Annotated in this window: 19 protein-coding genes; 11 read left to right on the top strand and 8 right to left on the bottom strand. The window is 70.8% G+C overall.

Translation table 11 applies throughout. The features are described from left to right. From fabG to AC1UKG_RS05265, 4 genes are all read right to left on the bottom strand, one after another. Positions 1 to 738: a 3-oxoacyl-ACP reductase FabG gene (gene fabG, locus AC1UKG_RS05280; RefSeq protein ID WP_018744313.1), complete on the bottom strand. Its 738-nt coding sequence runs from the start codon at positions 736 to 738 to the stop codon at positions 1 to 3. A gap of 618 nt (positions 739 to 1,356) precedes the next feature. Then, positions 1,357 to 2,307 (bottom strand): VWA domain-containing protein, encoded by a 951-nt coding sequence (locus AC1UKG_RS05275; protein ID WP_018744312.1) that lies wholly within the window; start codon positions 2,305 to 2,307, stop codon positions 1,357 to 1,359. Beyond that, a complete protein-coding gene (locus AC1UKG_RS05270) occupies positions 2,304 to 3,323 on the bottom strand; it encodes a DUF58 domain-containing protein (protein WP_018814134.1) in 1,020 nt (339 codons plus the stop codon). Before AC1UKG_RS05270 ends, AC1UKG_RS05275 begins: the two co-directional genes overlap by 4 nt. Beyond that, a complete protein-coding gene (locus tag AC1UKG_RS05265) occupies positions 3,302 to 4,396 on the bottom strand; it encodes an AAA family ATPase (RefSeq protein WP_475890791.1) in 1,095 nt (364 codons plus the stop codon). Before AC1UKG_RS05265 ends, AC1UKG_RS05270 begins: the two co-directional genes overlap by 22 nt. A gap of 243 nt (positions 4,397 to 4,639) precedes the next feature. Here AC1UKG_RS05265 and AC1UKG_RS05260 point away from each other — a divergent pair, with 243 nt between their 5' ends. The 5 genes from AC1UKG_RS05260 (at position 4,640) to AC1UKG_RS05240 (ending at position 8,380) form a co-directional block, all read left to right on the top strand. Continuing rightward, positions 4,640 to 4,864 (top strand): hypothetical protein, encoded by a 225-nt coding sequence (locus tag AC1UKG_RS05260; protein WP_080638668.1) that lies wholly within the window; start codon positions 4,640 to 4,642, stop codon positions 4,862 to 4,864. 22 nt (positions 4,865 to 4,886) lie between these two features. Then, entirely contained in the window at positions 4,887 to 5,435 is a 549-nt protein-coding gene (locus AC1UKG_RS05255) for a PH domain-containing protein (protein WP_018744309.1), read from the top strand. Then, entirely contained in the window at positions 5,432 to 7,003 is a 1,572-nt protein-coding gene (locus AC1UKG_RS05250; RefSeq protein WP_482642730.1) for a PH domain-containing protein, read from the top strand. The genes AC1UKG_RS05255 and AC1UKG_RS05250 overlap by 4 nt, the downstream gene beginning before the upstream one ends. A gap of 160 nt (positions 7,004 to 7,163) precedes the next feature. After that, positions 7,164 to 7,556 (top strand): thioesterase family protein, encoded by a 393-nt coding sequence (locus AC1UKG_RS05245; protein WP_482642729.1) that lies wholly within the window; start codon positions 7,164 to 7,166, stop codon positions 7,554 to 7,556. Beyond that, complete coding sequence (locus tag AC1UKG_RS05240) at positions 7,553 to 8,380, top strand: MBL fold metallo-hydrolase (RefSeq protein ID WP_018814131.1); 828 nt, start codon at positions 7,553 to 7,555, stop codon at positions 8,378 to 8,380. Before AC1UKG_RS05245 ends, AC1UKG_RS05240 begins: the two co-directional genes overlap by 4 nt. Positions 8,381 to 8,387: 7 nt before the next feature. On the opposite strand, the gene AC1UKG_RS05235 is transcribed toward AC1UKG_RS05240, so the two are convergent. After that, positions 8,388 to 8,882, bottom strand: coding sequence for a MarR family transcriptional regulator (locus AC1UKG_RS05235; protein WP_018814130.1), 495 nt, complete (start codon positions 8,880 to 8,882; stop codon positions 8,388 to 8,390). A 72-nt stretch (positions 8,883 to 8,954) separates the two neighbouring features. On the opposite strand from AC1UKG_RS05235, the gene AC1UKG_RS05230 reads away from it, so the two are divergent. Beyond that, positions 8,955 to 10,196 carry a multidrug effflux MFS transporter gene (locus AC1UKG_RS05230; protein WP_482642728.1) on the top strand — a complete coding sequence of 414 codons (1,242 nt, stop codon included), beginning with the start codon at positions 8,955 to 8,957 and terminating at the stop codon, positions 10,194 to 10,196. Between the two features lie 368 nt (positions 10,197 to 10,564). Beyond that, the gene (locus AC1UKG_RS05225; RefSeq protein ID WP_050586561.1) at positions 10,565 to 11,602 is read left to right on the top strand and encodes a lytic polysaccharide monooxygenase; all 1,038 of its coding nucleotides are present in this window, start codon (positions 10,565 to 10,567) and stop codon (positions 11,600 to 11,602) included. A 59-nt stretch (positions 11,603 to 11,661) separates the two neighbouring features. Here AC1UKG_RS05225 and AC1UKG_RS05220 read toward each other — a convergent pair whose 3' ends face one another. From AC1UKG_RS05220 to AC1UKG_RS05210, 3 genes are read right to left on the bottom strand one after another with little or no spacing between them, the layout of a single operon-like run. Continuing rightward, complete coding sequence (locus AC1UKG_RS05220) at positions 11,662 to 12,123, bottom strand: hypothetical protein (RefSeq protein WP_482642727.1); 462 nt, start codon at positions 12,121 to 12,123, stop codon at positions 11,662 to 11,664. 16 nt (positions 12,124 to 12,139) lie between these two features. Further along, positions 12,140 to 12,703 carry an RNA polymerase sigma factor gene (locus tag AC1UKG_RS05215; protein WP_018744301.1) on the bottom strand — a complete coding sequence of 188 codons (564 nt, stop codon included), beginning with the start codon at positions 12,701 to 12,703 and terminating at the stop codon, positions 12,140 to 12,142. 32 nt (positions 12,704 to 12,735) lie between these two features. Then, a complete protein-coding gene (locus tag AC1UKG_RS05210) occupies positions 12,736 to 13,914 on the bottom strand; it encodes a S8/S53 family peptidase (RefSeq protein WP_018744300.1) in 1,179 nt (392 codons plus the stop codon). Positions 13,915 to 14,404: 490 nt separating this feature from the next. Between AC1UKG_RS05210 and AC1UKG_RS05205 the strand changes: the two genes are divergently transcribed. The 4 genes from AC1UKG_RS05205 (at position 14,405) to AC1UKG_RS05190 (ending at position 19,769) form a co-directional block, all read left to right on the top strand. After that, the gene (locus AC1UKG_RS05205) at positions 14,405 to 16,807 is read left to right on the top strand and encodes a CHAT domain-containing protein (protein WP_018744298.1); all 2,403 of its coding nucleotides are present in this window, start codon (positions 14,405 to 14,407) and stop codon (positions 16,805 to 16,807) included. 275 nt (positions 16,808 to 17,082) lie between these two features. Next, positions 17,083 to 17,703, top strand: a complete 621-nt coding sequence (locus AC1UKG_RS05200; protein WP_482642726.1) for an NADPH-dependent FMN reductase — start codon at positions 17,083 to 17,085, stop codon at positions 17,701 to 17,703. Positions 17,704 to 17,721: 18 nt separating this feature from the next. After that, the gene (locus AC1UKG_RS05195) at positions 17,722 to 17,982 is read left to right on the top strand and encodes a lymphostin biosynthesis Trp-donating RiPP (protein WP_026271378.1); all 261 of its coding nucleotides are present in this window, start codon (positions 17,722 to 17,724) and stop codon (positions 17,980 to 17,982) included. Beyond that, complete coding sequence (locus AC1UKG_RS05190) at positions 17,970 to 19,769, top strand: hypothetical protein (protein WP_475890869.1); 1,800 nt, start codon at positions 17,970 to 17,972, stop codon at positions 19,767 to 19,769. The genes AC1UKG_RS05195 and AC1UKG_RS05190 overlap by 13 nt, the downstream gene beginning before the upstream one ends. Position 19,770 lies beyond the last annotated feature (1 nt).

Raw genomic sequence — 19,770 nt, 5'->3', positions numbered from 1 at the left:
TCAGTGCCCCATGCCGAGGCCACCGTCGACCGGGATGACCGCACCGCTGATGTAGCCGGCGGAGTCCCCCGCCAGCCAGGTGACGGCGCTGGCCACCTCGTCCGTGGCGGCGAAGCGGCCAGCCGGGATGGCTTTGCGGTATTCGGTCTTGCGGTCCTCGGGTAGCGCGGCGGTCATATCGGTCTCGACGTAGCCGGGTGCCACCACGTTCGCGGTGATGTTGCGGCTCCCCAGCTCCCGCGTGATGGACCGGGCGACGCCGACCAGGCCGGCCTTGCTGGCGGCGTAGTTGACCTGGCCCGGGCTGCCGTAGAGCCCGACCACCGAGGAGATGAAGATCATTCGACCCCACCGGGCCCGGAGCATCTTGGTCGAGGCGCGCTTGGCGCAGCGGAACGCGCCGGTCAGGTTGGTGTCCAGCACCCCGGTGAACTGGTCTTCGGACATGCGCAGCAGCAGCGTGTCATCGGTGATGCCGGCGTTGGCCACCAGCACCTCGACCGGGCCGAGCTCCGCCTCGATGGCGGTGAACGCCGCGTCCACCGAAGCAGTGTCCGTCACGTCGCAACGGACCCCGAAGAGACGGCCGGCACCGGTTCCCGAGTCGGCCGCGTCGGCGCCGGGCGCCGTCCCACTCCGGTAGGTCACCGCCACCCGGTCACCCTGCTTGACGAAGGCCTGGGCAACAGCCAGACCGATACCGCGGTTACCCCCGGTCACCAGCACGGTACGGGCCACGATTCCCCCTCAGCTCCGAAGATCTCCACGTCGGGTCGGAGCCTAGGGGTTACCGGCAGGTAAGCGCTAACGCGCCACGGCGGCGACCACGACCGACCAGGCGAAACCCACCTCAACCACCCGGCGACGGTCACCCCACCCCGGCCTACTTCGAGACCCCACCGACCAAGGTGTACGATGGCGCCGTTTTGCGAGCCCGCCTTACGACTCGCATCCCTGGGCCCCGCCGACCGCAGGAGGTGATCGCTGTGCGAGATAGCGATCCTCCGAGTCGTGGCCGGGCCGACCGTCAGCCCCGCTGAGTTCCGTTGGCACGGCTGACCAGACCCGCTCCCTCGCGCCACCGGATGCCGGCCCACACCGGACCGATCACCGGGTGACGATCGGAGCTGCCGGCCACGACTTTGTGTGCGCGTTCTGACCACCCTCCCGCGGACCCCGACGCCCGCGCCCAGTCGCCACCGGAGCCACTTCCCATGAGCCGTTACGTCGCCCCCCTGGGCTTCACCCTGGCCGCGGTCTGGGTGGCCGTCCTCTTCGTCCTGGCCGGTGGCGGTCACTGACCCGCCACCGGATCCCAGTGCGATCCTCTCGCCGCCGCCGCCGGCAGCGGCGGCATCAGACGATCCGAGACGACCACAACAGACTGGTCGCGCCGGCGCAGAGCGCCAGCAGCAGCGCCACTGCGGCGTACCACTGGGTGACCTCGCGCGGCTCGGTCCGGAACCCGATCGACGATCCCATGTCCTGGTACACCTGCTTCAGCTCGCTCACCGAGGCCGCCTCGTAGAAGTGCCCGTCGGTCGTCGCCGCCAAATCCGCCAGGGCGAGCCGGTCCACCGGCACCCGTTGGCGTTGGCCACCGATGTCGACCTGACCGCCGTCGGTCCCGAAGGCGATCGTGGAGACGGCGACATTAGCGGCCTGCGCCGCCGCGGCGGCCTCCTCCACCGACCGGCCCGACGTGCGATAGCCGTCGGAGAGCAACACGATCCGGGCCGGCGGAATCCCCGCCGTGCCGTCGGCCGGCACCGCACGGATCGCCTCGAGACAGGTGAAGACCGCCTCCCCGGTCGCCGTCGACTCGGCCAGCGCCAAGCCGTTGATGGCGGTGACCACGGCCTGCCGGTCCTTGGTCGGCGGCACCAGCACGTTGGCTGCCTTCGCGAACGAGACCAGCCCGAGGTTGTAGCTGGCCGGCAACTCGGCGACGAACTGCTGCGCCGCCTCCTGGGCCGCCGCCAGCCGGTTCGGGGCCACATCGTCGGCCTGCATGGACAGGGAGACGTCGACAGCGAGCATGACGGTGGCCCGTTCCAGGGGCTGCCGGGTGTCGATCGACGGCCGGGCCAGCGCCGTGGCGAGCACCAGCAGACAGAGGAGGAACGCGGTCGCCGGTACGTGCCGACGCCACCCGAGGCCCTTCGGCGCGATCGTACGCAGTAGCTCCACGTTCGTGAACCGCAGCGCGTACGCCCGGCGGTGCAGCTGCCGCCACACGTACAGCCCGGCGAGGACGAGGACCGGCAGTACGGCCAGGAGCCACCACGGTTGTAGAAAACGAATCATCGTGTCGTCCCCCGGGTGCGGGTGTGCCGCTGCGCGGCGACGAAGCGCACCATGTCCAGCAGCCAGTCTCGGTCAGTACGCAGTCTCAGGTGGGCGGCACCCCCGGCACGTAGCGCCGCGGCGATCTCCGCCCGCTGGGCGGCAGCCGCCTCGGCGTAGCGGCGGCGCAGCCGCGGATCGCCGGTCCGTACCTCGTGCAGTTCGCCGGTCTCTGGGTCAACCACCGGCAGTACGCCCACGTCGGGCAGCTCCAGCTCACGCGGATCGAGCACCTCGATGGCCAGCACGTCGTGGCGTACTCGCAGCTTGCGCAGCGGCCGGGCCCACTGGGCCGGTGGCGCCAGGAAGTCGGAGACGACGACCGCCACACCACGCCGCCGCGGTGGCCGGTTCAACCGGTCGACCAGGGCGCCGAGGTCGCCCCGGCCGGGCCGGATCTCGGTGCCGGCGACGGCCCGGACCAGGGCCTGCACCTCCCGGCGACCCGAGCGAGCGGGCAGCCGGGTGAATCGGCCGGGCCCGGACGCCGACGCACCCCGACCGGCGGCGGCCGGCTCGCTCCCGGTGCCGATCACCGCACCGACCCGGTTGCCGCCCCGGCTGGTCAGGTGAGCCAGCGCTGCGGCGGCGGCCACCGCCACGTCCCGCTTGAGCCAGCGGCCGGTACCGAAGTCGAGGCTGGCCGAGAGGTCCACCGCAAGCCACGTCTCCAGCTCCCGGTCAGCCACCGTGCGCCGCACGTGCGGCATCGTGGTGCGCGCCGTGACCGGCCAGTCCATCCGCCGAACGTCGTCGCCCGGGCGGTATTCGCGCGAGTCCCCCGCCTCGCTGCCCGGACCGGGTAGCAGTCCGACGTAGTCACCCTGGAGCAGACCGTCAAGCTTGCGGGTGACGAGCAGGTGTAGCCGGGACAGGGTGGCCTCGGTGCGCTTACGGACGGTGGGGTCGACGGCATCATGGCCGGTGGCGTCGGTTGACCGACGGGCGGGTGGGGTCACGGCTGCTGCCCAGGCCACTCGGGGCCGGGGGGCACCGCGGCCGGGGTGGCCTGCTGGCGCGGCGCCACCGCGGGCAGTGGGATCGTCGCCAGCACCCGGCCGACGATGTGGTCGGCCGGCACCTCGTCGGCGAGCGCATCGTAGCTCAACACCAGCCGGTGCCGCAGGATGTCGGGCGCGATGTCCTGGATGTCCTGGGGTAACGCGTAGTCCCGGCCGCGCAGCAGTGCCAGGGCTCGGGTGGCGCGGACCAGGCCGAGCGAGGCTCGCGGGCTCGCCCCGTACTGGATGTGCTGGGCGACGTCGGGCATGCCGTGCTCGGCGGGGCTCCGGGTCGCCAGCACCAGCCGGACCGCGTAGTCGACCAGCGCATTGTGCACGAAGACCTGGTCTGCCCTGCGTTGTAGCGCGACCAGGTCGGCGGTGGTGAACACCGGGTCGGGTTCCGGCGGTGCCACGCCCATCCGGTACACGATCTCCCGCTCCTCGGCGGCTGTCGGGTAGCCGACGACGATCTTCATGAGGAAGCGGTCCCGCTGCGCCTCCGGAAGCGGGTAGACACCCTCCTGCTCGATCGGGTTCTGGGTGGCCATCACGAGGAACGGGTCCGGTACCCGGTGCGTCTCACCGCCGATCGAGACCTGCCGCTCACTCATCACTTCCAGGAGCGCCGACTGCACCTTGGCGGGTGCCCGGTTGATCTCGTCGGCGAGCAGAAAGTTGACGAACACCGGCCCCAGTTCGACATCGAACTTCTCACTCGACTGTCGGTAGATCCGGGTGCCCATGATGTCGGCCGGCACCAGGTCGGGCGTGAACTGCACCCGGCCGAACGACCCGCCGACCACCGTGGCGAGGGTGTCCACGGCGAGCGTCTTCGCCACCCCCGGAACCCCCTCCAGCAGGCAGTGCCCCCGCGCGAGCAGCGCGACGACCATCCGCTCGACCATCCGGTCCTGCCCGACGATCACCCGCTTGACCTCGAACAGCGCCCGTTCCAGCACAGTGGCGTCCGCAGCCGGAGTGCTCTGCGGAGACGGCGGGGTCGACCCGTCGGAGGTCCTGGCATCGGGCGTGCTCGGCTGGGCCACCGGTCCTCCACAGCATGATCGGTACTCGGGCGTGGTGCGGTACAAGACTGACATGACCGGTGGCGGTACGCGGCGGCGCGAGCCCCCGTTTCCCGCCCCGCGGGCCGATCCACCGAAATCGCCCGTCAGCGGGGTGGACAGCGATCGGTACGGAACGTGTACGATTCATCCCGTCGCCGGGCGGCTCCCCCCGTGGTCGCCCGGCGCTCAAACTCTCCCTCGGCCACCCTTAGACTTGCCGGGATGGATACCCCCGCAAACCCCGCCCTGGTCTGCTCAGCCCGTGGCTGCACGGCCCCCGCCCAGTGGGCGCTGCGGTGGAACAATCCCCGCCTACACGACGCGGCGCGACGTAAGACCTGGCTCGCCTGTCCCGAGCACCGGGTGACGCTCGGCGACTTCCTCGGCGCCCGGGGCTTCCTCCGCGAGGTTGTTCCGACGGAAGAATCGCCTACTCTCGACTCGTGAACGCGCACAACGGAACCGCACGGTGACCGGCGACGAGCAGGCCGGGCTCCCGCCCGCTGCCCCGCCCCCGACCGGTCCACCCCCCGGTCCGCTGGAGCCCTGGCCGGAGACTGTCCGCTGGCGGTCCGTCTCCACCGACCTGATCTGGGTGGAGCTGCTGCGACTGGCTGTGCTGATCGTCGTCGTGCTGGCCGGGCTGGCAGTGGGGTGGGCGGTCAGCGGCCTGGGGGCGTTCGGCGTGGCCCTCGCCGGGGTGCTCCTGCTGACCGCGCTACGGACGATCACCATCGTGCGGGCCGTACGCGCGTGGGGATACGCCGAACGCGAGGATGACCTTCTGGTCCGACACGGGCTGCTGGTGCGCCGGCTCTCCATCGTCCCGTACTCGCGGATGCAGTTCGTTGATGTCAGCGCCGGACCGCTGGAACGGGCCTTCAGCCTGGCTACCGTCCAACTACACACGGCGGCGGCGGCCACGGACGCGCGAGTGCCGGGGCTACGCCCGGCCGAGGCGTCCCGACTCCGCGACCGCCTCACCGCGCTCGGTCGCGACCGGGCGGAGGGCTTGTGAGCGAGCCGGCCGCGCGAGACCCAGAAGAGACCCGGCCACCCGACCCACAGCCACAGCCCGGCGGCTATCCGCCCGCCCCGGCACCACATCCCGGCTGGCACCCACCAGCCGGCATGCCCCCGCCGCACTCCGGCTGGCACCCACCAGCCGGCATGCCCCCGCCGCACCCCGGCGGCTATCCGCCCACCCCGCCACCACACCCCGGCTGGCGCCCACCAGCCGGCATGCCCACCCCACCGGTGCCCCCGAACGGCGCCGAACGGCGGCAGCGGCTACATCCGCTCTCCCCCGCGCTGCACGGTGCCAAGTCACTGGTCGTGGTCATCGCTGGGCTCTCCTGGTCCACGTTGTCCCGGGTGGGCGTGGGTTGGTTCGCGGTGCTGGCGGTGGTGCTGGCGCTCGGTGCGACCGTGCTCGCGGTGGTCAGCTGGTACAACACCGGCTATCACATCGTGGACCGCGAGCTCCGGGTGTACGAGGGTCTGCTCTGGCGACGCATCCGGGCGATCCCGCTGGAGCGGCTCCAGGCCGTGGAGGTGGTCCGACCGTTACTCGCCCAGCTCACCGGGTTGGCGGAGCTGCGCCTCGAAGTGGTCGGTGGCGGCAAGACCGAGGCGCCGCTGGCCTATCTGAGCGTGGCGGACGCCGCCGCCCTGCGACAGCGGCTGCTCGCCCTGGCTGGTCCACAACCGGAGGCCACCGCACCGGCACCGGACGCACCGTTGGTCCGCCCGGAGTCGGCTCCGCCCGGCCAACCGCTGCACGCCGTCCGGAACCAGGACCTGTTACTGAGCCAGCTGCTCACCCCACAGGCCCTCATGATCCCGTTCGGGGTGGCCTTCGTGGCGACGCAGTTCCTCTCCGGGGACTCCTGGTCGTTCGTCGCGGTGGCGAGCACGTTGACCGCGATGGCCGGGGTGCTGCTCCAGCCCATCCGCCGCGTGCTCGACGACTGGAACTTCCAGCTGGCTCGTGCTGCCGACACCCTGCGGATCCGCAACGGTCTGCTGGAGACGCGAGCGCAGACCGTGCCACTGCACCGGGTGCAGACGGTCGGTGCCACCTGGCCGTTGTTGTGGCGGGCGAAGGGCTGGCTGCGGCTGCGGCTGGAGGTGGCCGGCTACTCGACGGGGGAAGCCGACGGGCGCAACCGACCAGACCAGCTTCTCCCGGTCGGCAGGCAACCGGTCGCCGAGGCGATCCTCGCCGAGGTGCTGCCCGGGGTACGCCTCGACGAGCTGCCGCTGACCGCACCGCCGCCCCGGGCTCGCTGGCTGAACCCGCTGAGTCAGCCGGTACTCGGTGCGGGGTTGCACGAGCGGGTGTTCGCGGTCCGCTCCGGCCTGCTCACCCGCCAGATCGTGGTCGTGCCGTACGCGAGGATCCAGAGCGTACGAGTGGTGCAGGGGCCGGTGCAGCGACGGCTGGGGCTGGCGACGGTGCACGCGGACACCGCCGGCGGCGCCGGGGCCGCCGCCCCCGACCGAGCAGTCGCCGAGGCGTGGGCCCTGGCCGCCGAGCTGACCGCACGCGCGCACCAGGCGCGCCGCGCCAGCCGACCGCGGTAGCACGCAGCTGTCCAGGTGGCGACGCTCGGTGCCGATCAGCGGCCCGCCGGCAACGGCCACCACGAAGTGGAAGAAGTTGGCGTAGCGGCGGACGCAGGAGGCCCTGGGCGGTTCGGCTCAAGCGTGACCGGCGCCCCATCCGACGCATAGGCTGGTGACCATGCAGGAGCCCTTCTCCCCGGGCTCGACCGCCCGGGTGGAGCTGATCGTCACCGCTGCCGACACCGCCCATGCCATTGGCTCCGGCGACGTGCCGGTCCTGGGCACGCCGCGAATTCTTGCCCTGGCCGAGGCGGCGACGGTCGCGGCGATCGCCCGCCAGCTGCCCGGTGGCACCACGACCGTGGGAGTCCGAATCGCGCTGGAGCACCGCGCTGCCACCCCGGTCGGCCGGACCGTGGTGGCGCTGGCCCGGCTGACGGAGGTCCAGGATCGGCGGCTGCTCTTTGCGATCTCCGTCACCGAGGGCGGCGCCACCGTCGCCGAGGGGCGGGTGGAACGACTCCTGGTTGACCGACAGCGCTTCCTCGAGCGGGCCGGGCGGTCGTCATGACCCTCCGCTTCGTCGAAGTCGCCGACCGGGTGCACGTGCTACGCGAGCCGCTGTTACGGGTCAACGTGACCCTGCTCGTCGGCGACGGCGCGGCCCTGCTCGTGGACACCCTCTCCACGGCCGGCCAGGCAGCGGAGTTGGCCCGGGCGGCGCGGGCCGTCACCCCGCACCCGTGGGTGCTGGTGAACACGCACCACCACTTCGACCACTGTTTCGGAAACGCCACTCTGGCCGGCGATCCACCCCGCCCGGTCTACGCGCACCCGCTCGCCGCCGCCGCCCTACGCGACCCGGACCGGCTACGCCGGGAAGCATCTGCGGAGATGCGCGACGAGCAGCCCCACCTCGCCGACGAGTTGCTCGACGCCGACGTACTGGCACCGACGCACCTGGTGGACCGGCGGGAGGTGCTCGACGTGGGTGGCCGCCAGGTCGTCCTGCGGCACCTGGGGCGGGCGCACACCGCCGCGGACCTGGTGGTGCACGTACCCGATGTGGAGGTGCTCGTCGCGGGTGATCTCGTGGAGCAGAGCGGCCCGCCGGCGTTCGAGGATTCGTACCCGTTGCGGTGGCCGGAGGCGGTCGCCGAGCTGCTGCGGATGACGACCCCGACCACAGTGGTGGTGCCGGGCCACGGCGATCTGGTTGACCAGGAGTTCGTGCACGTCCAGCACGGCCTGCTCAGCGACCTGGCCTGGCAGATCCGGGCTGGCCATGCCGGTGGGACGCCAGCGGAGCGGGTGGCCGCCGAGGCACCCTTCGGTGCCCGTCCCGCGCTGATCGCCACCCGGCGCGGCTACGCCGAACTCAACGGCGAGCTGTGACCGAGGGTTAATCCGAAGGGTCTAGCAGGTCTGCCAGGCAGGTCAGGTACGGAGTGGCCGCCACGACCGCCGCGCGTGCCTCGGGAGACAGCCGGGACACCGCGGCGCCGAGCAGGGCGGCGCGCTGCTGCTCGTGTTCGGCGATCCGAGCGCGGGCGGCGTCGGTGAGGCGCAGCCGGGCGGTACGGCGGTCGGCCGGAGCGCACTCGCGGTGCAGCAGTCCGGCGGCCACCAGGTCCCGGACGAGGGTGCTCACCGTGTTGGGGGCCGCGTGCAGGCGGCACGCGGCGTCCTTCACGCTGACGTCCGGATGGGCCCGGACCAGCAGGAGCAGCTCGACCTGTGCCTCCGGCAACGGGAGGCAGTTGGCGTCGCGGGCGGCCACGCGCCGCAGCCGGCGGTGCAGCTCGCCCACGACGGCACCCAGCGCCGCTGTCGAAGCGAGGTCGAGGCCCGGCACCGGCCGCGCCGTCACGTCCTCGGTCGCCACTGTGTCGCCCACCACCTCACGTTAGAAGACTCTGGATACAGAGCTAAGGTTAGCCGGTTGATCGGCGAATCCCAGGGGACCTCAGTGACGCAGAACGCGCAGTTGACCGCACCCGGCGCCCCGGCTCCCGCCGGCCAGCCGCAGCCAGTCGGGGTCGGTGGTGGGCTTGGCCTGCTGCTCCTCCTCGGGGGGATCACCGCGATCGGCCCGCTCTCCCTGGACATGTACCTGCCGGCGCTCCCCACCATGGCCCGTGACCTGGACGCGAACCAGGCCCAGATTCAGCTCTCCCTCACCACCTGCCTGGTGGGGCTCGCCCTCGGCCAGTTCGTCACCGGCCCGCTCAGCGACCGCTGGGGCCGGCGCCGCCCGGTGCTGATCGGCCTCGCGGCGTACACCCTGCTCGCCCTGGCCTGTGCCGCGGCGCCCAGCGCACCGACGTTCACCGCCTTGCGGTTCGCCCAGGGCTTCGCCGGCGGCATGGGCGCCGTGGTGACCCGTGCCATCGTTCGCGACCTCTACTCAGGCCGGGCGGCAGCGAAGTACTTCTCCCGGCTCACCCTGGTCTTCGGACTCGCCCCGATCGCGGCGCCGACCGTCGGCAGCCTGGTGCTGCGCTTCGGCTCGTGGCGGACCCTCTTCGTCCTCCTCGCTGTCATCGGCGCCCTGCTCACCGCCGTGGTGGCGGCCCGGCTGCCCGAGACCCTGCCCGCGCACCGGCGCAGCCGCGACGGTCTCGCCGGCACCGTCCGGTCGCTTCGCGAACTCCTCACCGACCGGGTCTACCTGGGGTACACGCTGACCCAGGGGCTCGCCTTCGCCGGGCTGTTCGCGTACATCTCCGGTTCGTCGTTCGTCTTCCAGGACGTGTTCCACCTCTCGGCGAGCACATTCGGTCTGCTGTTCGGTCTCAACGCGTTGGCCTTCGTGGCGGTCGGGCAGGCCAACGTCCGCCTGCTGGACCGGTTCTCGCCCCGCACCCTGTTGGTCAGCACCCTCGGGATGAGTGCGGTGGCGGCCACGGCCGTGCTGGCCGGCGCGATCGCCACCAGCCAGCTACTCCTCACGGGCGCGTTGCTGGTCTTCATCGCGTCGCTGGGCATGGTGATGCCGAACGGCACGACCCTCGCCCTCGACCGACACGCACACCACGCCGGGACCGCGGCAGCGCTGATGGGCGCCCTCCAGTCGGTCATCGGATCGCTCGCCGCGCCCCTGGTCGGGTTGGGCGGCGAAGGCAGCGCGGTACCGATGGCAGCGGTGCTCGCGGCCTCAGCCGCACTGTCGCTCACCGCCGCACTCACCCTCGCCCGCCCGCGTCCCTGATCCACCACTCGCGGCCACGCGGGGTTTCGCACCATCGCTCCCGCGAACTGCGCCAACTGAAAAGGACACTGGCCGTCGGCTATTGCGATCGAGTACTGCACCGTGTTGCGATAACGGCGCCGGACGACGCAGGGCTTTTCCGTCGCCGGCTCGGGCTCCACGCGAGGGTATCGGTCCGACCACGGACCACAGGTTCGCGTGCCCGTCACTCCTGTGCACGCCGCCTACACCGTGACCGCTCGTCGCCGCGGGCCGGCCGGGTGCCGCCCCGCGCCCGTCACCCGCGCGGGGTGGTAGGCGCGCCCCGCGAGTCAGGAGCTCCCGTGTCCTCCTATCGAACCCGAACAGCCGCGCTCCTCGCCGCGGCCATGACGCTCCTCGCCGCCGTCGTGGTGCTCACCACCAGGTCGGAGCCGGCGGCGGCGCACGGCGCCGCCATGGCCCCCGGCAGCCGTACCTTCCTTTGCTGGCGGGACGGGCTGAGCCCCACCGGTGAGATCCAACCGCACAACCCCGCCTGCTCGGCGGCGGTGGACCAGAGTGGGGCCAACTCGCTCTACAACTGGTTCAGCGTGCTGCGCTCCGACGCCGCCGGTCGTACCGTCGGATTCATTCCCGACGGCCAGCTGTGCAGCGGAGGCAACTCCGGATTCCTGGGCTACGACCTGGCCCGCAACGACTGGCCACTGACGCACCTGACCGCTGGCCAGAGCATGGAATTCCGCTACAGCAACTGGGCACACCACCCCGGGACGTTCTACTTCTACATCACCAAGGACAGCTGGAGCCCAACCCGTCCGCTGGCCTGGAACGACCTGGAGGAGCAACCGTTCCTGACCGTCACCAACCCACCCCAGCGGGGCGGTCCGGGCACCAACGACGGGCACTACTACTTCACCGGTACGCTGCCGGCTGACAAGAACGGCCGACACCTCATCTACTCCCGCTGGGTCCGTTCGGACAGTCCGGAGAACTTCTTCGGCTGCTCGGACGTCACCTTCGACGGAGGCAACGGTGAGGTGACCGGCATCGGCCCCGGCGGAACCCTCCCGCCACCGAGCCCCACAACCGCACCACCGAGCCCGACCACACCGCCGCCGAACGGCGACTGCATGGCGGTCTACAAGGTGATCAACGCGTGGCCGGACGGCTTCCAGGGGGAGGTCGACGTCATGAACCACACCGCCACCACCTGGAGCGGATGGACGGCGAGCTGGACCTGGCCCAGCGGTCAGTCACTAACCCAGCTCTGGAATGGCACGCACACCAACTCGGGATCGGCGGTAACGGTGACCAACGTGTCGTACAACGGCACCGTGGCCCCCGGAGGTAGGACCACGTTCGGCTTCCTCGCCAGCCTCGCCGGCCCGAACACGTCACCGACCGTGACCTGCAGCGGCAGCTGAACCGCGGGTCATATCCGGCTGTCAACGGTGACGACATCGCTACGGTCTGACCGCTCGGATCACAAGGTCGTCCACTCGGTACAGATCGGACCGGAGTCAGCCGGGGTACAGACCAACCGCGCCGGTCCCGGTGCGGTGCCATCCAGCATGAAGCGTCCCAGACCGTCCGCGTCGGTGCCGACGGTCGACTCCGAGCCCGGCTGCTCTACCTGCACCCGAGCCGGCTGTGGCGGCACCAACTGACCGACGATCCGGAGCCGATCACGAACGGGGATGACCTCCACCTCTATCGTGATCGATTCTGCCCGGAAGGTCAGCAGCCGCGCCTCGTCGCCGCGGACCTCGGCCACCCCGGACATGCTCTCCACCAACTGGGCAAGCTCGGAATCGGGCAAGCGCCAGCTGTAGCTGGCGACCGCGGCGGTGCGTACCGACTCCGGAACCGAGTCGACCTCAGCCAGCAGGCTCCCCAGTCGGACAAGCAGCTCCTCATCTGATGTGGTTAATCGGTCGTCACTCATGCGTACGCACGCTCCCCTAGGTACGTCGCTGCGGTGCTGGTTGATTCAGCAGTGCCCGAAGCCTCGCCAAGCACCGGGCGCGAGAAGGGCCAAGACTGCCGATGGGCACCGAGAGCGCCGCAGCAGCGATCGCATAGCTGCCCACCGGCTCGAACACCAACAACCGTAGTAGCTCCTGACAGCGTATCGGCAACTGACGGTACGCACGCCACAGCTCCGCATCAGTTTCCTCAGCGACCAGCCGCTGCCAGGGCTCCGGCTGTAACTCGTCCATGAGCTCGGAATTGGTGAACTCCGGTGACGGCACCTCCCACCGGTTGCGCAGCAGGGCAAGGGCCTCTCGACGCGCGGTGGTCGCAAGCCACGCCCCCACCGATCCAGGGTCACGTAACTTGTCCAGATTTTCCACAAGCCGTAACCAGGTCGCCTGGCTAACGTCCGCGACATCAGCATCGTCGAGCCGGAATCCCCGCGCCACCGTGTACACCAGTCGGGCGTACCGATCTACCAGCGCTTCCCACGCCGCCTGATCACCGTTGGCAGCAGCACGCACCAGCCGACCCGCGTCGTCGTCGCTCATAGAAATGCATCGTACAGCGCTACCTGAGCGCATCAGATCAGCCCGAGGTGGCCTCCAAACCGCTGGTTGGCCGTCCTCAGGTCGGTCCTCAGCTGGTTGGCAGCGGTCACCGCCCCGACCTCCGAGTCGATCCGCGCGGAGAGTTCGGCAACCACTCGTGGCGCGGCGAACGACGTTCCGCTCCATTGCGCCCACCCTTCCGGGAACAGCGCGTGGTCGATGTACGTGCTTCGCACGTCCGCACCCGGCGCGACGACGCTGACCCACGGTCCGGCGTTACTCCAGGAACAGAGATTGCTGCCGTCGTGCGCGGCGACCGCCAGGACCTGCTCGCTCCACGACTCGCCGGCACCGGCGAAAGCCGCTGGCCAGAACGGGTCGTTGCGGTTGCCCTCGTTACCGGCGGCAGCCACCACCACCCGGTCGATTCCGGACAGGGCCTGCTCCAACGCCGCCCGTACGCCGAGCGGTGCGGACCCGTCGGCGGTGAACCCGCCGAGGGAGAGGTTGATCACCTTGGTGTCCGGGTGTAGCCGGCCAAGTGCGGCAACCAGCTCATCCTCCGTGCAGAAACCAAATGTGTTCAATGCCCGAATCACCCGTAACGCCGCGCGGTCCGTGTGGTTCGCGATGACACCACCGATGAAGTTGGCGTGCCCCACATCGCCATCGAGCAGCCCATCCTCATCGACATCGGTTTCCGTCTCGACCTCCACACCGTCTGCGGCGAGGTAGCCGGCCGGAAGCGGGGTCTCGGTCCAGAACCCGGTGTCGACGATGGACACCGCAACTCGATCGGTTTCGGCCGGCATCTTCAACGTTGCTGCGGCGGTGGGCGCCGGTGGCCCGAACGGACCTCCGTGGTTGAACGGACTGGACAGGAAAACGTGGTTGGGGCTGACCACCTGGTTGCCGGTCGGGCGGCCCGACCGCAGCGCGCGGACCGCAGCCGGCACGTCCAGCCCCGGCGCCCGGTAGCGACGCAGGCCCGGCAGCAGCTCCTCGTCGCCGGAGCCGGGCTGCGCGGCCCGAGCACGGCCGAGATAGCGTTCGGCATCCCGGCGGTTGTCCTCAACGACCAACAGCTCGTCGGCGACGAACCACGCCCGGGCGCTACCGCCGACAGCGGTGTGCGCGAGCTTTGGAAGACGCTCCAGCCGCGCCCGACGGCGAGCGGCGAATCGGTTGACGCGTTCCGAAGACGGAGGCATCCATCTCTCCTTCGGTAGGGGAATCGATCACCATTACCTGCCGGGGACCGGCAAGCAGGCGGTCGCACAGGAGAGAGTGGTGCGCTGCTCGTTGATACACGTCGTGGGCAGCGAGTTGAGTCAGGAATCTGACTGATACCCACCCGAGCTGGGGATTGCCAGAGTGGACGAAACGGAAGCTGCACCGGGCAGCTGTTCGGTCGTTCACCGCTGTGCCAAAATTTTTGGTGTGGGTAGCGCCGACGGCAGTCCAGCATGCAGGGCGCTCCACCTCGTCACCGCCGACCCGGCTCGCGCCACCGAGCTGGCCGATGCCGCGCTCGCCGCTGCCCGTGCCGCTGCGGACCCCGACCAGGAGACCGTGGCGCTGCGGGCACTCGGTCTCGCCGCGCGGGAGCAACACAACGCAGATCACGGGCTCCGCCACCTGCGCCGCGCCCGCCGCGTGGCCGAGGCAGCCAAACTCCCGGTCCGCGCGGCCGAAGCCCGGATGAGCCTGGCGCTGGTCCTGGCCGAGGCCGGCCAGCCGCAACAGGCGCTGCGCGAGATCGACGCCGCGTCACCGACCCTCCGTGGGCTGCCCGCCGCGCGCCTACAGATGCAGCGGGCACTGATCCTCGACCGCCTCGGCCGCTTCGACGAGGCGATGGCCGGCTACACCGACGCGCTGGCCGCATTCCGACGGAGCGGGGACCGGCTGTGGCAAGCCCGTGCGCTCACCAACAGAGGGGTGCTGCACACCTACCGGGGTAGCCTGCGCCAGGCCGAGGCCGACCTGCGGGCCGCGGAGCAGGGCTACGCGGAGCTCGACCAGGAGCTGGCTCTCGCCCAGGTCCGCCACAACCTCGGCTTCGTACTGTCCCGCGCGGGTGATATTCCTGGCGCACTGCGCTGGTACGACCTGGCCGACCAGTACTTCGCCCGGACCTCCCGCCCGGCGATCGCCCTGATGGATCGAGGCGAACTGCTGCTGGGGGCCCGACTACTGCCGGAGGCACGCGCGGCGGCCGAGGCCGCCCTGGACGCGGCCCGGGCAGGCCGAATGGGGCTCTACGAGGCACAGGCCCGGCTGATGCTGGCCGAGGTCGCGCTTGCCGAGGCCGATCTGCCGACCGCCTCGAAGCAGGCGCAGGCCGCCTACCGCCTGTTCAGTCGACAGAACCGACCGGCCTGGGCGGCACTGTCCCGATACGTCAAGCTGCGGGCCAGCTCGCCGGAGGACCCGGCGCACCTGCGACAGGCCCGTTCCGTGGCACGTGCGCTGGCGGCGAGTAGCTGGCCGATACCCGCACTCGACGCCCGCCTCTACGCCGCCCGAGTCGCCCTCGACCGGGCGCTTCGCTCCGGGCGGTGCCCGAAGGCCGCAGGCATCGCCGGGGAGTTGAGTGCCATCCGCACCGCCAGCCGTGGCGGACCGGCCCAGCTCCGGGCCCGCGCCTGGCATGCCGAGGCACTCCGCCGAATCGCCACCGGCGACACCACCGGGGCACGCCGGGCCCTCAACGCGGGAATGGTCTTGCTGGACCGCTACCAGGCAGCCCTCGGCGCCACGGAGCTGCGGGTGATGGCCGGGGTATACGCCCTGGATCTGGCCAGCACCGGCCTTCGACTCGCGGTGGCGGGCGGTAAGGCTCGGGCGGTCCTACGCTGGAGTGAGCGGTGGCGGGCCGCCGCGCTGCGGCTGCCCCCCGCCCGCCCGCCGGACGAAGCCGGGCTCGCCGCCGACCTGGCCGAGCTGCGCCGCACCGTTGACGAGGCCAACCACACGAGCGCCGCGTTGGGATCGACTCTGCTGCGTCGACAGCGGATGATCGAGGAACGGATCCGGACCCGCAGCTGGCAGGCCAGCGGCACCGAGTCTGGTACGGCGAGCGGAATATCGCTGGACCGAGTCGCGGTCGAGCTGGCCGACCAGACGCTGGTCGAGCTGATCGACATTGACGGGACGCTACACATCGTCGTGGTGCACGGCGGCCGGTTTCGCACCCGGGCGCTGGGTGCGCTCGCCGCCGTCACCGACGAGCTCCAGGCACTGCGGTTTGCGCTGCGACGTATCCTGACCAGCCGTGGCACCGATGACTCCCGGGCGGCGGCAGCGACCGCAGCCCGATTCGCGGTGCACCAGCTGGACAACTTGATCTTCGGCGCGATCCAGCCGTGGCTTGGCGCTGGCGGACTGGTCCTGGTGCCGGTCGGCGCACTGCACGCCATGCCCTGGGCACTGCTACCGACCTGTGCCGGGCGACCGGTCACGGTGGTGCCCTCAGCATCGGAGTGGCTCACCGCGTCGGCCCGTCGTCGGGCCGCCCACCCTACGACGGCCACTCCGACCCACCAGCGGAACCCTGTGCTGGTCGCCGGCCCCGGCCTCGCCTATGCCGAAGCAGAGGTGCAGCGGCTGGCGGGAACACTCGCTCCCGTCAAGATGCTCCTCGGCCCCGACGCGACCGCTGAGGCAGCGCTCGCGGCGCTGGATGGTGCTCCCCTTGCGCACCTCGCCGCACACGGCAGGTTCCGCACCGACAACCCCATGTTCTCGCACGTACGCCTCGCCGATGGTCCACTGACCGTCTACGACCTGGAGCGGCTCGACTGTGCACCGGCCACGGTGGTCCTCTCCGCCTGCGACGTGGGGCTGTCCGCGGTGCACCCGGGTGAGGAGCTGATGGGGCTGTCGACCGCACTGCTCCAGCTGGGAACGGCGACGGTACTGGCCAGTGTCCTGCCGGCGCTGGACTCCGCGGCGCAGGAGCTGATGGTGGAGATGCATCGACGGCTGGCCACCGGCGATGCACCGGGTCTCGCCCTCGCCGGCGCACAGGCGGAATTCGGTGCTGGCCTGGATGCCGGCACCGCCACCGCCGCATCGTTCGTCTGCTTCGGCGCCGGCTGACCGACCTCCCCGGCCTCGGCCGCGCCAACGGGCCCGCCCTGCCGGCAGGCCGTCGGCTACCCGGATGAACCCCTGCGAACACCCTCCGTCAATCCACGGCGGAGTGGGCCGTCGCGCGCCGATCTGATACGTCGCCTTCGCGACATGAAACGTATGCATCAGGCGCACCCCGGGCCCGCTCTTATCGGGGAACCGCACGGGGGGCGACGAACGAAACACATCCCATCGCGCCGGACAGCTCGCAGGTTCGAGTCCACGCGCGACAAAGGAGAGGTGTGAAGGTGCTCCAGCTAACCACCACCAGCAATGGTACGAGCAGGGTCCGAAGCCGCACCGGTCCCCTCATCGTCGGCATCGGCGGCACCATGCGCCCCGGCTCCTCCACCGAGCAGGCAGTCCGGGCGGTGTTGTCCGCCGCCGAGCGGGCCGGGGCCCGGACGCACCTGCTCGGTGCCACCGCGCTACAGCTGCCGCTGTACCTGCCCGGCGAGCGTCGGCGGACGGCGGCGGCCCGGCAACTCATCAACGCCGTACGGATGGCCGACGGAATCGTGATCGGAACGCCGGCATACCACGGAGGTATCTCCGGCCTGGTCAAGAATGCCCTCGACTACATCGAGGACCTGAGCGACGCGCCCCGCCCCTATCTGCATGGTCGGGCCATCGGCTGCCTGGTCACCGCTCGCGGGTCCCAGGCCGCTACCACCCTCACCAGCCTCCGGGCGGTGGTACACGCCCTCCGGGGCTGGCCGACGCCGCTCGGCGTCGCGGTCAACACGGAGAACGTCGCGTTCGCCTCCGACGGCACCAGCACGGATTCGCACATCTCCGCCCAGCTGTCCCTCATGGGAAAGCAAGTCGTCGAGTTCGCCCTCGCCCGATCCACCGCTGCCTGAATGCCGAACCAATCCGAAGTGGAGTACGACATGTTGGACAACGCGCGCTCCGGTGCCACCGCGGAAGTAGCTGACGGCACCCTAGACAACCTGCCGCCGGCGGTTGCCACCACGACAGCCACGTCCGGGAACAGCCACCTGACCGGCGCCCAGTCGATCGACTCCGACGTGGATGGGCTCGACGACCTGGACAACGTCGACTTCGACCTCGACGAGGTGGAAAACAAGATCGCACCGCTCGCCCTCGCGTCGAATGAGGCGATCCAGTGGCGCCGGTGACCGTGGCCACCGGTGCCGCCGTCCGGGTGGATATCAACACCGGCCCCGCCAGCTCCTATGTCGGGCTGCGCGAATGTGTCGCCGCGCTCCGTGCGGCAGGTGCCACCTTTGGTGAGCTACCCCACCGCCACGCCGCTGAATGGTCGGAGCTGGCCCCCGACGACACGCCACAGGACAACCCGCTACCACTGGGCGAGATCGCACTCGCCGCCTCCGAGCGGCGACTCCACCGGGAGAGCGAGCAGGTGTACCGAGTTCTCTCGGTCGCTGCCGCCGCGCTCTGCGCCGGCACCGCGGAGTTGGGTCGTCCACTGCTCGTCAGCGGCGCCGGCGGCACCGACCTGTCGTCCCTACGCGGGCTGATGCGGGCCGTGGAGCACGCACGCGTCCACCCCGGCGCGGCACTGCTGCTGGATCGCCCGGAGTCGGTTCGGGCGCCACTTGGACCGCACGCCGACTATCGCGCCGAGCGGGCTCGCTGCCTCCGTCGCATGGACCTGCCCAGCACCGTCGACGATCTCGTGCTGGACCTACCGTCGGTTGCGGCCACCGCGGTGGCGCCCGCCTCCGAGGAGGGCAAGCTCTACCAGCGGGCACGCGACCAGGACAGCTCCGCCGTCGACCGGGTCGCTGCCGCTATGGCCTACTGCCGGCGGGCCTTCTTCTCCGCGAACTGGGAAGGAATGGCGGTCGTCGCCACCGAGGCGATCGAGCTCCTGCCCGGGGTCCCCACGCCGGCCCTTCCCGAGCTTCTGGCCAAGGCGGAACGCGAGGACAGCCTGGTCCACGCCATCGAATTCGAAACCACAATCCTGCGCAGCACCGCTGATATCCGCGGCTTCCTCCTCAAGGTAATCGGCATCCAGGCCGGCTTCCGCGGGGACCAGGACGCGGCTGTCACCGCCTTTCGCGCCATGCGCGAGCACGACGACGGACTCTCTCCGGAGATCCGCGCCCAGTCCCACCTGTACACCGCGCTCACCCTCTCCAAGCGCAAGAACCGCCTGGGCGAGGCGGTGGCCGAGGTCGAGCAGGGGTTCGAGGTCGTCCGGGAACGCCCGAACGAGGCCGACAGCGTCCGCCGGGAGCGGGGTTGGCTGCACAACCTGCGCGGGCTGACCCTCTTCGCCGAGCGACGACTCGGCCCGGCGTTCGAGCATGAGAAGAAAGCGCTCGCCTGCCTCACGGGCCTCAACGATGCCAGCTCCGCTCACCTGCGCATCAATCTGTACTCCAACATCAGTGTGCTGCAGGAGAAGGCCGGCAAGTACTCGTCCGCGCTGGCGACCTGGGACAAGTTCCGGCAGGCCACCGGCTCCTCGACGGCGGGCTTCGCCAAACACCACTCGTATCGCAGCGCCGGGCTGCGGCTGCTGGTCGGTGACCGGGAAGCCGCTGTCAAGGAGATCGATACGACCCTCACCAACGCCGCCGGACTCAACGACATCTTCCATCAGACCGAGGTCCGCCTCGAGCTGGGAATGCTGCACGCCACCGCGGGTGACCGCGAGGCCGCGGTCGCGGAGTACGAGCTGGCCGAGCGGGATGCGCGACTGCTCGGCGACCCGTACCGGATCGCCCTCGCCCAGGCCGGACAGGTGATGACGGGAGGAGCCGGCGCGGATGTCCCGGCCACCGTGGCGAATGCGGCACTGAGCCTGACCCGCCCGGTCGAGGCGACGGCCCTCGCGAAGGCGATGTCCAGCTCAGCGGAGCTCGCCGAGCTCCTGCCGAAGCCCCGCACCAAGCTCAACCGTCCCTTCGACCTGATCAACTTTCAGGACTGAC

It is taken from the genome of Salinispora sp. CH2A1_6, from assembly GCF_056820975.1.
The sequence above is the reverse complement of the archived record's forward strand: the minus strand, read 5'-3'. Positions and strand labels throughout refer to the sequence as shown.

Excerpts from the sequence above, each read along its gene's own strand:
- AC1UKG_RS05275 (WP_018744312.1), bottom strand. The coding sequence starts at position 2,307 with ATGATTCGTTTTCTACAACCGTGGTGGCTCCTGGCCGTACTGCCGGTC.
- AC1UKG_RS05260 (WP_080638668.1), top strand. The coding sequence starts at position 4,640 with ATGGATACCCCCGCAAACCCCGCCCTGGTCTGCTCAGCCCGTGGCTGC.
- AC1UKG_RS05245 (WP_482642729.1), top strand. The coding sequence starts at position 7,164 with ATGCAGGAGCCCTTCTCCCCGGGCTCGACCGCCCGGGTGGAGCTGATC.
- AC1UKG_RS05240 (WP_018814131.1), top strand. The coding sequence starts at position 7,553 with ATGACCCTCCGCTTCGTCGAAGTCGCCGACCGGGTGCACGTGCTACGC.
- AC1UKG_RS05225 (WP_050586561.1), top strand. The coding sequence starts at position 10,565 with ATGACGCTCCTCGCCGCCGTCGTGGTGCTCACCACCAGGTCGGAGCCG.
- AC1UKG_RS05220 (WP_482642727.1), bottom strand. The coding sequence starts at position 12,123 with ATGAGTGACGACCGATTAACCACATCAGATGAGGAGCTGCTTGTCCGA.
- AC1UKG_RS05215 (WP_018744301.1), bottom strand. The coding sequence starts at position 12,703 with ATGAGCGACGACGACGCGGGTCGGCTGGTGCGTGCTGCTGCCAACGGT.
- AC1UKG_RS05210 (WP_018744300.1), bottom strand. The coding sequence starts at position 13,914 with ATGCCTCCGTCTTCGGAACGCGTCAACCGATTCGCCGCTCGCCGTCGG.
- AC1UKG_RS05205 (WP_018744298.1), top strand. The coding sequence starts at position 14,405 with ATGAGCCTGGCGCTGGTCCTGGCCGAGGCCGGCCAGCCGCAACAGGCG.